Source organism: Microvirga roseola (genome assembly GCF_020866965.1).
Taxonomy (GTDB): domain Bacteria; phylum Pseudomonadota; class Alphaproteobacteria; order Rhizobiales; family Beijerinckiaceae; genus Microvirga; species Microvirga roseola.
The window spans coordinates 14808-27547 of the sequence record NZ_JAJATX010000002.1 but is presented as its reverse complement, the minus strand read 5'-3'; the positions used below and the strand labels follow the sequence as shown (position 1 = coordinate 27547).

Sequence of the window (12740 nt, the reverse complement as noted above, 5' to 3'; positions counted from 1 at the left end):
TAACTATGACTCTATTACGCGCCCGCTTGCGGTAAGGGGCGCTTAAGGCTAACGATTTAAGCATATAGGGGAACTGCTCGGCATGAGGCCGGGCAGATCAAAAACTGCGGGGTCCCCATGATGAAGCGTATCGCATTGGCCGCGAGCCTGGCGCTCGCGCTGGCCGCCTGCCAGAACGACCGTCTGGCCCAAGGCTCCACACGCCACCTTCAGCCGATCCCGGCCGCCACCATGGCGCTGATGTCGGCCAAGGGCATGTCCAAGGACGATCCCATCCTGGTCCGGGCCTACAAGAAGGAATCGGAGCTGGAAGTCTGGAAGCGCGGCGCCAACGGCAAGTACGCGCTCCTCAAGACCTATCCGATCTGCCGCTGGTCGGGCCAGCTCGGGCCCAAGCAGCGCGAGGGCGACCGCCAGGTGCCGGAGGGCTTCTACACGGTCAGTCCGGCCCAGATGAACCCGAACTCCTCCTACTACCTGTCCTTCGACACCGGCTATCCGAACGCCTATGACCGGTCCTTCGGCCGTACGGGCGGCGACATCATGGTCCACGGCTCGTGCTCCTCTCGCGGCTGCTTCGCGATGACGGACCAGAACGTCGCAGAGATCTACGCCATCGCCCGCGAGGCGCTCTCCGCAGGCCAGCGCGGCTTCCAGTTCCAGTCCTATCCCTTCCGGATGACCGCCGAGAACCTGGCCAAGCATCGCCTGGATCCGAACATCGCCTTCTGGAAGAACCTGAAGGAAGGCGCTGATACCTTCGAGGTCACGAAGGAAGAGCTGAGCGTGGCCGTGGTCAATAGGCGCTACCAGTTCAATATCGACGAGACCACTGCAACCGCCGTCGCGCAGAAGCAGCGCCAGGACGAGCAGCAGGTTGCCGAACTGGTCGCCAAGGGCGTGAAGCCGATCAAGCTCGTCTATCATGACGGCGACACTCACGATTCCTTCCGCACGGCGCTCGCCAACGTCACCGGCGTCAGCGACAAGAGGCTCGGCTATGTGAGCCGCACCGAGGGCATTGCGTCCGGCCCGCAGCAGATCGCCCTCGATGACAGCGGCCGGCCGAGGCCGGAAGCGCCGTCCACCGCGCTCGCCTTCGCTTCGCTGCAGGAGGTTCCAGCGGCGCCAACTCCCGAGGCACAGCCCGTTGCCCAGGCTCCGGCCGCCGCCCCGGTGGAAGAGGCCGCTCCCGCCCAGCAGGAGACGCCCTTCTACAAGCGGATGTTCAGCAGCGTCGGCGACCTGTTCCGCAGCTCGTCCCCGGCGGTCCAGCCCGCGCCGGAAGCCGTTCAGCTCGCTCCCGTTCCGCTCCCGCCCCAGCGCAGCGCCATTCCCCAGAAGCGAGCGCAGGCCGGCTCCGGCGTGAAGATGGTCTCGGCGAACTGAACCCCGCTAGAGCATCGTGCGGAAAAGTGGGTCCGGTTTTCCGCACGATGCTCTCATCCCAAGAGAAAGCATCGGATGGGATCCCAAAAGTGCGAGTCCACTTTTGGGTCCGATGCTTTAGCGACCTGACGTGAGAAACTCGCCAAATGGCGGGTTTTTTGTTGAGCATTTGTTTCCTGATCGAGGCGTATCCTACCGGCGCGATTGCCGTGCCCGCGACCCGAATCGGCGCTTTCCGGCAATCTTGAACCCTGTTAGGAGACCCTTGTCCCATGCGCCGACTCATTGCGATCACCTTGGGGCTCATGGCCCTGGTCGGCATCGGCTTTCTCGCGCTGAACCCGCAGATCCTGCAGAGCGCCTCCGACAGGGCCGTCAGAATCGTCGAATTCCTCAATCCGGAATGGGGAGCCCAGGTTCGCCTCGGCTCCTCCAAGCCTGTCTCGGACCTGTTGGCCGAGAAGGGGTTCCGCCTGGGCAGCCCCGCCTTCATCAGGATCTTCAAGCAGGAGAGCGAGCTCGAGCTCTGGCTTCTTCGCGGGGACCGCTTCGAGCTTTTCGAGACCTACCCGATCTGCACGTGGTCGGGCGAGATCGGCCCGAAGCTCGCGGAAGGCGACGGGCAGAGTCCCGAGGGCTTCTATGCCGTCGGACTCAAGCAGCTGAACCCGAACAGCAACTATTTCCGCGCCTTCAATCTTGGCTTTCCGAACGCCTATGACCGCACCTTCGGGCGGAGCGGGTCCTTCCTGATGGTCCATGGAGACTGCGTCTCCATCGGATGCTACGCCATGACCGACAGGGTCATCGGCGACATCTACACGGTTGTCGAGGCTGCGCTCCAGGCAGGACAGTCGGAGGTCCGCGTCCATGCCTTCCCGTTTCGCATGACGGACAAGGTCCTGGCCGAGAAGGACGGGCACCGTTGGGCGTCCTACTGGTCGAACCTCAAGGAAGGCTACGACTTCTTCGAGCGGACAAAGCAGCCGCCCAAGGCCTATGTGTGCAACGGACGCTACGCCTTCACGCCGTCGGCCACGGACCGGTGCGAGCCGATTGCCGCCTGGTGAAGCAAGCCACGGCTGCTATCTGCCCTGAAGCAAAAAAGCCCGGCGCGAGCCGGGCTTTTCGTTAGTGCGGGCGCTTGCCGCCTCAGGCGACGAACTGACCGTGGCAGTGCTTGAACTTCTTGCCCGAGCCGCAGGGGCAGGGCTCGTTGCGGCCCACGCGGCCCCATGTCGAGGGATCGTTCGGATCGCGGGACACCGTCGGCTCCGTCGTGGCCGCGGTCGCAGCAAAGCCGAGCGCCGAACCCGCGCCGAAGGCTGCGCCTTGCGGCATGTCCATCTCGTTCTCACCGGTGGCGGGGTCGAGATGCTGCGCATACATGGGCGGAAGCTCCGCGGGCTCCGGCTGCTGGAACACCACCTGGATGCGCATGAGTTGACCCGTCACCTGCTCGCGCAGATGCGTGATCATGGTGTTGAAGAGCTCGAAGGCCTCCGACTTGTACTCGTTCAGCGGATCGCGCTGGGCGAGGCCGCGCCAGCCGATGACCTGGCGCAGGTGGTCGAGGGTTACGAGGTGCTCGCGCCAGAGGTGGTCGAGGCTCTGAAGCAGGACCTGCTTCTCGACGTAGTTCATGACCTCGGGCGTGTTCTGCTCGATGCGCTGAGCATAGGACTCGTCGGCAGCCTTGGTGATGCGCTCGCGGATCTCCTCGTCGGCGATGCCCTCCTCCTTGGCCCAGTCCTCGATGGGCAGGTCAAGGTTGAGATAGTTCGCCACGCCCTCTTTGAGCCCGGCGACGTCCCACTGCTCCGCATAGGCGTTCTCGGGGATCGTCCGGGAGACCATGTCCTCGATCACGCCGTGGCGCATGTCGTCGATGGTCTCGCGCACGCTCTCTTCCGCCATGAACTCCTTGCGCTGCTCGAAGACGACCTTGCGCTGGTCGTTCATGACGTTGTCGTATTTCAGGATGTTCTTGCGGATGTCGAAGTTGCGCGCCTCGACCTTTGCCTGCGCCCGCTCGATGGCCTTGTTGATCCACGGGTGGACGATGGCCTCGCCCTCCTGCAGGCCGAGCTTCTGCAGCATTCCGTCCATGCGGTCGGAGCCGAAGATACGCATCAGGTCGTCCTGGAGGGACAGGTAGAACTTGGAGCGGCCGGGATCGCCCTGGCGGCCCGAGCGGCCGCGCAACTGGTTGTCGATACGCCGGGATTCATGGCGCTCGGTGCCGAGCACGTAGAGGCCGCCGGCGGCCAGCGCCTTCTCCTTGAAGGCCACCACCTCGTCCATGATTTCCTTCTCACGGCGGACGCGCTCCTCGCCCTCCACACCCTCGAGCTCGCGCTCGATGCGCATCTTGGCGTTACCGCCGAGCTGGATGTCGGTTCCGCGGCCCGCCATGTTGGTGGCGATCGTGATCGCGCCGGGCACGCCGGCCTGGGCCACGATGAAGGCCTCCTGCTCGTGGAAGCGGGCGTTGAGCACGGCGAAGTGCCTGGTGCCGCGGCCTGCGCGGGCATCGCGATAGAGCGGCTCCAGCGCCTGCGGGTTCTCGAAGTCGATGAGAGTATAGCCGTCCCTGATCAGCATCTCGGCCAACAGCTCCGACTTCTCGATGGAGGTCGTGCCGACCAGGATCGGCTGACCCTTGGCGGAGGAGGCCTCGATATCGCGGATGACCGCCTTGTAGCGCTCTTCCATCGTCCGATAGACCTCGTCGTCCTCGTCGATGCGGGAGACGGGGCGGTTCGTCGGGATCTCGACAACGTCGAGGTTGTAGATCTCCATGAACTCGTCGGCTTCCGTCGCCGCCGTGCCGGTCATGCCGCCAAGCTTGCTGTAGAGGCGGAAATAGTTCTGGAAGGTGATGGAGGCGAGCGTCTGGTTCTCCGGCTGGACCTGGACGTGCTCCTTGGCCTCGAGCGCCTGGTGCAGGCCTTCCGAATAGCGGCGGCCCGGCATCATGCGGCCGGTGAACTCGTCGATGATGACGACTTCGCCATTGCGGACGATGTAGTCCTTGTCGCGCTGGAACAGGGTGTGGGCCCTGAGCGCCTGGTTCATGTGATGAACGAGGGTGGCGTTCTGGGCGTCATAGAGATCGCCCTCCTTCAGGAGGCCCTCGGTGCGCAGGAGCTCCTCGATCTTCTCGGTGCCGGCCTCCGTGAGGGCCACGGAACGCTGCTTCTCGTCGAGCTCGTAATCGCTCTTGTCGAGGCGCGGGATGACCTTGTCGATGGCGTTGTAGAGGTCGGAACGGTCGTCGAGGGGGCCGGAGATGATGAGCGGCGTACGGGCCTCGTCGATGAGGATCGAGTCCACCTCGTCCACAATGGCGAAGTTGTGGCCCCGCTGGACCATCTGCGCCATCTCGTACTTCATGTTGTCGCGCAGATAGTCGAAGCCGTACTCGTTGTTCGTGCCGTAGGTGATGTCCGCCGCATAGGCCGCGGCGCGCTCGGAATCGTCGATCCCATGGACGATGACGCCGACCGAAAGGCCGAGGAAGCGGTAGATCTGGCCCATCCACTCGGAGTCGCGGCGGGCGAGGTAGTCGTTCACCGTGACCACGTGGACGCCCTTGCCAGCGAGCGCATTGAGATAGACGGGAAGCGTGGCCACCAGGGTCTTGCCCTCGCCGGTCCTCATTTCGGCGATGGAGCCCTCATGGAGCACCATGCCGCCGATGAGCTGCACGTCGAAGTGTCGTTGGCCGAGGGTGCGCTTGGCCGCCTCGCGAACGGTGGCGAAGGCGGGGATGAGGATGTCATCCAGGGTCTTGCCGGCTGCGAGCTGGGCCCTGAACTCGTCCGTGCGGGCCCGGAGCTGCTCGTCCGACAGGGCCTCGAGCTCGGCCTCCATCGCGTTGATAGCCGCTACCTTCGGCCGGTAGGACTTCAGCCGGCGATCGTTGACCGAGCCAAAGATTTTCTTCGCGAGAGAACCGAACATCGAAAGCCTTCAGAATTCCAGAATGCAGGAGAAAGCGGCGTGCGCCGCCTTATAGACCTAATTATGCCCGAGCGCATCTTAAAGGCTGTGCCCGAGTGGCGCAGCCGCCCTCCACAGGCTTGGTCCCTGGGAAGGCCCCGCAGGCGGGGGATGCTGTGGCATAAATATGCCATCTCTTGCAAACGTAAACAGGTCGGGCCATGTGATCGCTTCCATGCGTGAGCGCGCTCACGCTCACTGAGGAATTCACATGGTCCTATCGTCACCCGTCCGTAAGAGCCTTCTCGCCCTGGGCGTCGCCCTCCCCCTCGCCGCAGGCGCCGTCTTCGCTCAGACCACGCCTTCGACCACCCCTGCCGCTCCGGAATCCACCTCCGCGGTCGATCCCAGCAAGGTTGTCGCCCGGGTGAACGGGATCGAGATTACGGAAGGGGACCTCGACGTTGCGGCCGCCGATCCCGCCCTGCAGCTGCCCAACGTGCCCGAGGCCCAGAAGCGCGACCTGCTGATCGGCTACCTGGTCGACCTGAAGCTCGGCGCCCAGGCGGCCGAGAAGGCCAAGGTGCAGGACAGCGCCGACTTCGCCCGCAAGCTGGCCTATAACCGGGACAAGACCCTGCTCGACGAATACCTGGAGCAGCAGGCTCAGAAGGCCGTAACGCCTGAGGCCGCCCGCCAGCTCTACGAGGAGACGGTGAAGAGCATCACCCCCGAGCAGGAGGTCCGCGCCCGCCACATCCTCGTCGAGACCGAGGAGGAGGCCAAGAAGGCCGCAGCGCGCGTGAAGGGCGGCGAGGACTTCGCCAAGGTGGCCGCCGAGCTCTCCAAGGATCCCGGCTCCAAGACGGATGGCGGCGATCTCGGCTTCTTCACCAAGGACCGCATGGTCGAGGCCTTCGCAGAAGCCGCCTTCAAGATGGAGCCCGGCCAGGTCTCCGATCCGGTGAAGTCCCAGTTCGGCTGGCACGTGATCAAGGTCGAAGAGAAGCGCACCAAGCCCGTTCCGACCTTCGAGGAGACGAAGGACCAGGTGGAAACCTATCTCGGCCGCAAGGCGCAGCAGGACCTCATTATGAGCCTGCGCAAGGACGCCAAGATCGAGCGTCTCGACGACAAGGGCAATCTGGTTGAGCAGCCGAAGCAGCAGTAAGCTTTTTCAGGTTCGAAGAATGAGAAGGGCGGCCTCCGGGCCGCCCTTTTTCTTTTGACGCTGTGCGGCAGTGCCAGCAAGTCGCGCCGCTCCTTTCCCTCCCCGCTAGGAGAAGGGAGACGTTCAGCGTCACTTGTTCGTCCGGCCGACCTTCTTCGGATCGACACCGCCCTCGCGGGTGGTCTCGTTCTTCACGTCGCCCTGGAAGGTCGATCCGCCATCGAGATCGCGCGGGTCCTCGCCTGTCATGTAGGAACCCTTGGAGCGACCGATACCCGGATCGACGTTGAGATCGCTGCGCGGACGCTCTTCCGGTTTGGACTTGGGATGCTTGCCCGTCATATTCGCCTCCTTGGTTGCTTGAGGGGTCAACGGTACGGGACGGACCCTCGTTCCGCCTGTCGGAGCCGGCCTCCAGCAAAGCTTCCCCTTGACAAGAAGCCTTAAAGAACCGCAGGTCGCGGTTCCCAACGGCATCTTCACCCGCTCTTTCGAGTATCCGCATGTCCAAGACCGTGTCCCCGCTCGCGCCCAAGTCCTATCCGGCGCTTCCCGCCATCGAAGGCGTGAGGATCGCGACGGCGGAGGCGGGCATCCGCTATAAGAACCGCACAGACGTTCTCTATGTGGCGCTGGCGAAGGACACGACTGTGGCGGGCGTCTTCACACGCTCAAAATGCCCTTCGGCCCCGGTCGACTGGTGCCGCAAGAATCTCGCAAAGGGCGCGGCTCGGGCTCTGGTGGTAAATTCGGGCAACGCCAATGCCTTCACCGGCAAGAAGGGCGCCGAGGCCGTGAAGCTGACCGCGGACCTCGCCGCGGAGGCGGCGGGCTGCCGCGCCTCGCAGGTGTTCATCGCCTCGACCGGCGTCATCGGGGAGCCGCTCGATGCCACGAAGTTCGAAGGCGTTCTCCAGTCCTGCGAGAAGAAAGCAAAGTCCACCGCCTGGCTCGATGCGGCCAAGGCCATCATGACCACCGACACCTTCCCGAAGGTGGCGACCCGCACCGCCACCATCGGCGGGGTCGAGGTGACGATCAACGGCATCGCCAAGGGCGCAGGCATGATCGCCCCCGACATGGCGACCATGCTCTCCTTCATCTTCACGGACGCGCCGATTGCCGCCCCCGTGCTTCAGACCCTGCTGAAGAAGGGCGCCGACAAGAGCTTCAACTGCGTGACGGTGGACAGCGACACCTCCACCTCAGACACGCTTCTCTTCTTCGCGACGGGCGCGGCGGCGAGCCGCGGCGCGCCGGCGATCTCGCTGCCGAGCGACCGCCGCCTGAAGGAATTCCGCGCCGCGCTTGAAAACCTGCTCTGCGACCTCGCCCAGCAGGTCGCCCGCGACGGCGAGGGCGCGCGCAAGTTCGTGACCGTGAGGGTGACCGGCGCCACGGGCGCCACCTCCGCCAAGCGCATCGCCATGGCGATCGCCAATTCGCCGCTAGTGAAGACGGCGATTGCCGGCGAGGACGCCAACTGGGGCCGCGTGGTCATGGCTGTCGGCAAGGCCGGCGAGCCGGCCGAGCGCGACAAGCTCGCCATCTGGTTCGGCGACATCCGCGTCGCGGTGAAGGGCGCGCGGGACCCCGACTACGATGAGTCCAAAACCTCGGCCTACATGAAGGGCGACGAGATCACCGTCCGCGTAGATCTGGGACTGGGGCGCGGCGAGGCCACGGCCTGGACCTGCGATCTCACCAAGGCCTATGTCGAGATCAATGGGGATTACCGGAGCTGATCCGAAGACGGGTCAGGGAACGACGGTCACCTTCATCTTCGTGGTCACCCGCATCGGGCCGCCATACTGGTCGGTACCGATGATGGCATAGGTGAACTCGTCCGGCCCGCGATAGCCTGGCCTGGCAATGTAGTAGGGCATGAGGCCGCGAACGCCCACCACCCCGGCCTTCGGCTTTTGGACGATGACCGCCTCGGTAATCGCTCCCTGGATGCCATCGAGGCCGAAGCCGCAGCCCTTGCCTGCCTTCACGGTCATCACGCCGTCGATATTCGCCACATGCGAGTTGAAGTTCATGGGAGCGACGTTGCAGTCACTGGCCTGGGCCCCGAATGCGGTCAATGACAGGCCGGCGGCACCGGCCAGAACCATCAGCTTGTTGATTCTCATGATACGCTCCTGCAGGATTACACGACTCGAAACATAGTTGCGCCGCTGAAGCTAACGTAAGTTGTAGCTCCTGCAACCTCCCGGCGCTCCGCCATGTGCGCCATGGCACGAGTGTCCGTTCCGCCTTCCGAAGGCTGCTTGACGGGGAAGGTCGAACCAATGGCTTCGCGCCGGGTCCAAAGGCATCTATAGGGCTTCGCGTCAGAACCGACGCCCATTCATGGATTTAGCCCCTTGCCCCCTCTCAAGCTCACTCTCGTTGTCGCCGTGGCCCTGGTCGATCCCGACAACCGCATTCTCCTGGCCCAGCGCCCGGAAGGAAAGCAGCTGGCGGGCCTGTGGGAGTTTCCGGGCGGCAAGGCCGAGCCCGGCGAGAGGCCGGAGGAGACGCTGATCCGCGAATTGCGCGAGGAGCTCGGCATTACGGTCAAGGAACCCTGCCTCGCTCCCCTGACCTTCGCGAGCCACGCCTATGAGAGCTTCCATCTGCTCATGCCGCTTTATGTCTGCCGCCGCTGGGAGGGTTTCGTGCAGTCTCTCGAGGGGCAGGCCCTGACATGGGTGAAACCGCAGGAACTGCGCGCCTATCCGATGCCGCCTGCCGACGAGCCGCTGATCCCCTTCCTCGTCGATCTCCTCGGCCCCTGAATCCGATCATGACAGCTGCGACGACAGGGGCCGCAGCCTCCCCGCGGGCTCCCACCCCAGGCTTCGTACTTTCCAGCCTTCTCATCTGCTCGTTCCTCTGGGCGAGCGCGTTTCCGCTCATCAAGCTATCCGGGAACCTGAGCCCTTTCGTTCTCGCCGCCATGCGCGGTCTGATCGGCGCGGCCAGCCTCGCCGCCTGGTTCCTGCTCCAGCGCGGCAGCATCCTTCCGCAGGGCGGCGAGTGGCGGCACTGGCTTTTCCTGGGGGCGTTCAACGGCTGGCTTCCCAACGTGCTGCTCGCCTATGCGCTGACCCAGATCGCCACCGCTCCCGCCGCCATGATCCAGGCCTCGTCCCCGCTCATCGTCGCGGTCACGGCGCATCTCCTGTTCGCGGACGAGCGGCTGATCCCGCGGCGCTTTCTCGGCGTGCTCGTCGGCCTGACCGGCATGGCCATCCTCATCGGGCCCGCTGCCTTCCCTGACAGCGAGATCAGCACCACAGGCATGATCGCCATGGTGGCGGTCGCCTGCAGCTACGCCTCGGCCAATCTCTATGTCCGCACGATCAAGCAAGCGGACCCGGCGCGGCTGGCGCTCGGCCAGCAGATCTGCTCGGGGATTCCTGCGACCATCCTCGCCCTGACGCTCGCCGGCCCCTCGGCCTTCGCGCCGGTGCCCGAGAACATCGCGCCGCTGCTCGCCCTCGGCGTGATGTCCACCGCCCTGCCGATCCTGCTCTTCATGCATCTGATCCGCCGGGCGGGCCCGACGCGGGCCTCCATGGTCGGCTATCTCGCGCCGATCTGGGCGACCCTCCTGGCGGTGCTCTTCCTGGGCGAGCACATCGGCGGCCGCGAGATCCTCGGCGGCGCGGTGGTGCTGGCCGGCGTGGCGCTGGTCTCGTTTACGGGAAGGCTCCGGCGGGGCTGAGAGTCAGTCCGTGAACTCTTCGATGGCGTCGACCCTCTCGGGGTAGAAGGCCAGGTACTCCGCGATCCGCGCCATGGCCGGATAGGGCCGCTCATAGCTCCAGGCCGCATTCTCCCGGACGAGCCCACCTCCGTTGACGGTGAAGTAGGAGGCGTCCCCCTTGTAGGGACAATGGGTCCGGTGATCCGTCGGATCGAGGAGGTCCATGCGCACATCCTTGCGGGGAATGTACTGCACGGGCGGCAGCGAGGCCTCCTGAAGCGTCAGGGCCTCAGTCGTCTCCGCAACGATGAAGCCGCCGAGCATGACCCGGATGCGGTGCGGGTTCTGGGTGATGGTGATCGGGTGATCGGAGCCCGGCTCTTTCATGTGACGTCGCCTCCAGAGATCTCACCGAGGAGATAGAGCAGGCGGCGTCCGGCCCAAGAGGAATTCAGGAAGATTGGCCGTCCTCGGGACTGGGCGGCGTCTCCCCTTCCTTCACGCCAAGCGCATCCGCCAGGCGCATCTTGGCCGAACCAGGGCGCAGGGGCTTCTGCTGGCTTTCATGGGGGGTCCAGCCGGAGAGCCAGACGATCTCGAAGGTCGCCGGGATGCGCCCGTCCGGATCGGCGAAGCGCTCGGCATAGATTTCGGCTGCCCGCATCAGCGTCGCGCGTCTCAAGGGGGCTTTGCGGCGGTCGTTGAGGGCATTGGTCAGGCCCATCCGGCGCAGGTCCTGCATCAGGGCAAAGGGCGTGGCGTAGCGCACCCTCAAGGCCTCCGAATCCGTCACCGGCAGGGCGAAGCCCGCCCGCTGGAGCAGGCCGCCGATGTCGCGCAGGTCCGCGAAGGGCGCGACACGCGGGCTCACCCCGCCCTCAAGCTCCGCCTCGGCCTGGGTGAAGGACTGGCGCAGCTCGGTGAGGGTCGCACCGCCGAGCAGAGCCGCGATGAACAGCCCGTCGGGCTTCAGGGCGCGGCGGATCTGGACGAGCGCGCCGGGAAGGTCGTTCACCCCCTGGAGCGCGAGAACGGAGATCGCGAGGTCGAATTGCCCGCCCGCGAAAGGCAGGCGCTCCTCATCGCCCATGATGTTCCCCGGCTCCGGAACCGGCGACAGGCGGACCACCTCCTCGGCTCGCCCGCTCCGGCGCAGGGCCTCGACGGCGGCGGCGGTGGGCGTTCCGACATCGAGTGCCAGCGGAAAGGACCGCACCACCGTGGAGAGGCGCTCCTCCAGATCCTCCACCACACGGGTGAGGAGAAAGTCGGCATAGCCCTGGCTGAGCGCCCGGGACAGGCGGCGGCGAAGGAGGGAGCGGTCGAAGACGAGGGGCGTATTCATCAGGCGCTCGATATGGCGTGAGCCGCGCACCAAACCAAGGGCCAATCTGCCCCTCCGGCCGGAGAGATGCACAGGAGATCGCCGATCCGTTAAGCTTGGCTCCATGAGCGATCCCGTCGAGGCCTTGCCGACGAGTCTGAGCGCCCGCCTCCTTCGAGGAGTGCGGGAGGCAGGCCGCTGGGCGCTCGGAATCGTCTATCCGCCCTCCTGCATCGCCTGCCAGGCCGCGACCGGCGAGCCGCATGGGCTTTGCGCCGCCTGCTGGTCCGGCATCCGCTTCATCGAGCGGCCCTTCTGTGAGAGGCTGGGAACGCCCCTGGCCTATGATACCGGCGCCCCTCTCCTCTCGCCGCAGGCCATTGCCGAGCAGCCGGTCTTCGGCCGCGCCCGGGCGGTCGCCGAATACGACGGGACGGCGAGCCTCCTGGTCCACCGGCTCAAATACGCCGACCGGTTGGAGCTCGCCCGGGCCATGGGGACCATGATGACCCGTGCCGGAACGGAGCTCCTCCGGGAGGCCGACGTGATCGTCCCCGTGCCCCTCCACCGCTGGCGGCTCTGGCGACGCAGGTTCAATCAGGCCATGGCCTTGAGCCAGGTCGTCTCGCTGGAAAGCGGGATTCCCTGCGATCCCTTCCTCCTCGCCCGCGTGAAGTCCACCCGCCGCCAGGTCGGCCTCACCAAGGCTCAGCGGCAGGAGAACCTGCAGGGCGCCTTCCGGGTGCCCCAGGACGCCAAGGCGCGGCTTGCGGGCAGGCGCGTTCTCCTCATCGACGACGTGCTGACCACCGGATCGACGGCGAATGCGGCGTCGCGGGCCCTTTTGAGAGGCGGTGCGGCTTCGGTCGACGTTCTCGCCTTCGCGAGAGTTGTGACAGAGGCGTAAAGCTTCCTATATCCTGGTCTCTCAGGAGATGACCCGATGCCGCCCATCACGATTTATACGAAAAGCTGGTGCCCCTATTGCTCCGCTGCCAAGAAGCTGCTCGACGAGAAAGGCGCGGCCTTCATCGAGATCGACATCGAGGCCAAGCCCGAAGCCCGCGCCGAGATGATCCAGAAGGCCAATGGGCGCACCTCCGTGCCGCAGATCTTCATCGGCGAGAAGCATGTAGGCGGCTGCGACGACCTTTACGCCCTTGATGACAGGGGCCAGCTTGAGCCCTTATTGCAGGCCTGACGGAGATAGATCC

The 12740-nt window shown here is 65.3% G+C and carries 13 protein-coding genes; 8 read left to right on the top strand and 5 right to left on the bottom strand.

Annotated features, from left to right (window positions below; all coding sequences use genetic code 11):
- Positions 1–117: 117 nt before the first annotated feature.
- Together LG661_RS01535 and LG661_RS01530 are read left to right on the top strand one after the other, a co-directional pair.
- Positions 118–1389 (top strand): L,D-transpeptidase family protein, encoded by a 1272-nt coding sequence (locus LG661_RS01535; RefSeq protein WP_230530102.1) that lies wholly within the window; start codon positions 118–120, stop codon positions 1387–1389.
- Positions 1390–1661: 272 nt separating this feature from the next.
- Positions 1662–2459 (top strand): L,D-transpeptidase family protein, encoded by a 798-nt coding sequence (locus tag LG661_RS01530; protein ID WP_230530101.1) that lies wholly within the window; start codon positions 1662–1664, stop codon positions 2457–2459.
- Positions 2460–2541: 82 nt separating this feature from the next.
- On the opposite strand, the gene secA is transcribed toward LG661_RS01530, so the two are convergent.
- Positions 2542–5355 carry a preprotein translocase subunit SecA gene (gene secA / locus LG661_RS01525; protein WP_230530100.1) on the bottom strand — a complete coding sequence of 938 codons (2814 nt, stop codon included), beginning with the start codon at positions 5353–5355 and terminating at the stop codon, positions 2542–2544.
- Between the two features lie 250 nt (positions 5356–5605).
- Between secA and LG661_RS01520 the strand changes: the two genes are divergently transcribed.
- Positions 5606–6505 (top strand): peptidylprolyl isomerase, encoded by a 900-nt coding sequence (locus LG661_RS01520; RefSeq protein ID WP_230530099.1) that lies wholly within the window; start codon positions 5606–5608, stop codon positions 6503–6505.
- Positions 6506–6634: 129 nt separating this feature from the next.
- Here LG661_RS01520 and LG661_RS01515 read toward each other — a convergent pair whose 3' ends face one another.
- On the bottom strand, positions 6635–6847 hold the full coding sequence (locus LG661_RS01515) for a hypothetical protein (RefSeq protein ID WP_230530098.1): 213 nt from the start codon (positions 6845–6847) through the stop codon (positions 6635–6637).
- Between the two features lie 161 nt (positions 6848–7008).
- Here LG661_RS01515 and argJ point away from each other — a divergent pair, with 161 nt between their 5' ends.
- Entirely contained in the window at positions 7009–8250 is a 1242-nt protein-coding gene (argJ, locus tag LG661_RS01510) for a bifunctional glutamate N-acetyltransferase/amino-acid acetyltransferase ArgJ (RefSeq protein ID WP_230530097.1), read from the top strand.
- Positions 8251–8262: 12 nt separating this feature from the next.
- Here the strand turns inward: argJ and LG661_RS01505 are convergent, their stop codons facing one another.
- Positions 8263–8640 carry a hypothetical protein gene (locus tag LG661_RS01505; RefSeq protein WP_230530096.1) on the bottom strand — a complete coding sequence of 126 codons (378 nt, stop codon included), beginning with the start codon at positions 8638–8640 and terminating at the stop codon, positions 8263–8265.
- A gap of 234 nt (positions 8641–8874) precedes the next feature.
- Here LG661_RS01505 and LG661_RS01500 point away from each other — a divergent pair, with 234 nt between their 5' ends.
- Both LG661_RS01500 and LG661_RS01495 read left to right on the top strand, forming a co-directional pair.
- Positions 8875–9288 (top strand): (deoxy)nucleoside triphosphate pyrophosphohydrolase, encoded by a 414-nt coding sequence (locus LG661_RS01500; protein WP_230530095.1) that lies wholly within the window; start codon positions 8875–8877, stop codon positions 9286–9288.
- A gap of 8 nt (positions 9289–9296) precedes the next feature.
- A complete protein-coding gene (locus tag LG661_RS01495) occupies positions 9297–10220 on the top strand; it encodes a DMT family transporter (RefSeq protein WP_230530094.1) in 924 nt (307 codons plus the stop codon).
- Positions 10221–10223: 3 nt separating this feature from the next.
- Here the strand turns inward: LG661_RS01495 and LG661_RS01490 are convergent, their stop codons facing one another.
- Positions 10224–10589, bottom strand: coding sequence for a DUF427 domain-containing protein (locus tag LG661_RS01490; protein ID WP_230530093.1), 366 nt, complete (start codon positions 10587–10589; stop codon positions 10224–10226).
- A 64-nt stretch (positions 10590–10653) separates the two neighbouring features.
- Positions 10654–11547, bottom strand: a complete 894-nt coding sequence (locus LG661_RS01485) for a methyltransferase domain-containing protein (RefSeq protein WP_230530325.1) — start codon at positions 11545–11547, stop codon at positions 10654–10656.
- A gap of 103 nt (positions 11548–11650) precedes the next feature.
- Here LG661_RS01485 and LG661_RS01480 point away from each other — a divergent pair, with 103 nt between their 5' ends.
- The gene (locus LG661_RS01480; RefSeq protein WP_230530092.1) at positions 11651–12433 is read left to right on the top strand and encodes a ComF family protein; all 783 of its coding nucleotides are present in this window, start codon (positions 11651–11653) and stop codon (positions 12431–12433) included.
- Between the two features lie 36 nt (positions 12434–12469).
- Complete coding sequence (gene grxC, locus LG661_RS01475; protein WP_230530091.1) at positions 12470–12727, top strand: glutaredoxin 3; 258 nt, start codon at positions 12470–12472, stop codon at positions 12725–12727.
- Positions 12728–12740 lie beyond the last annotated feature (13 nt).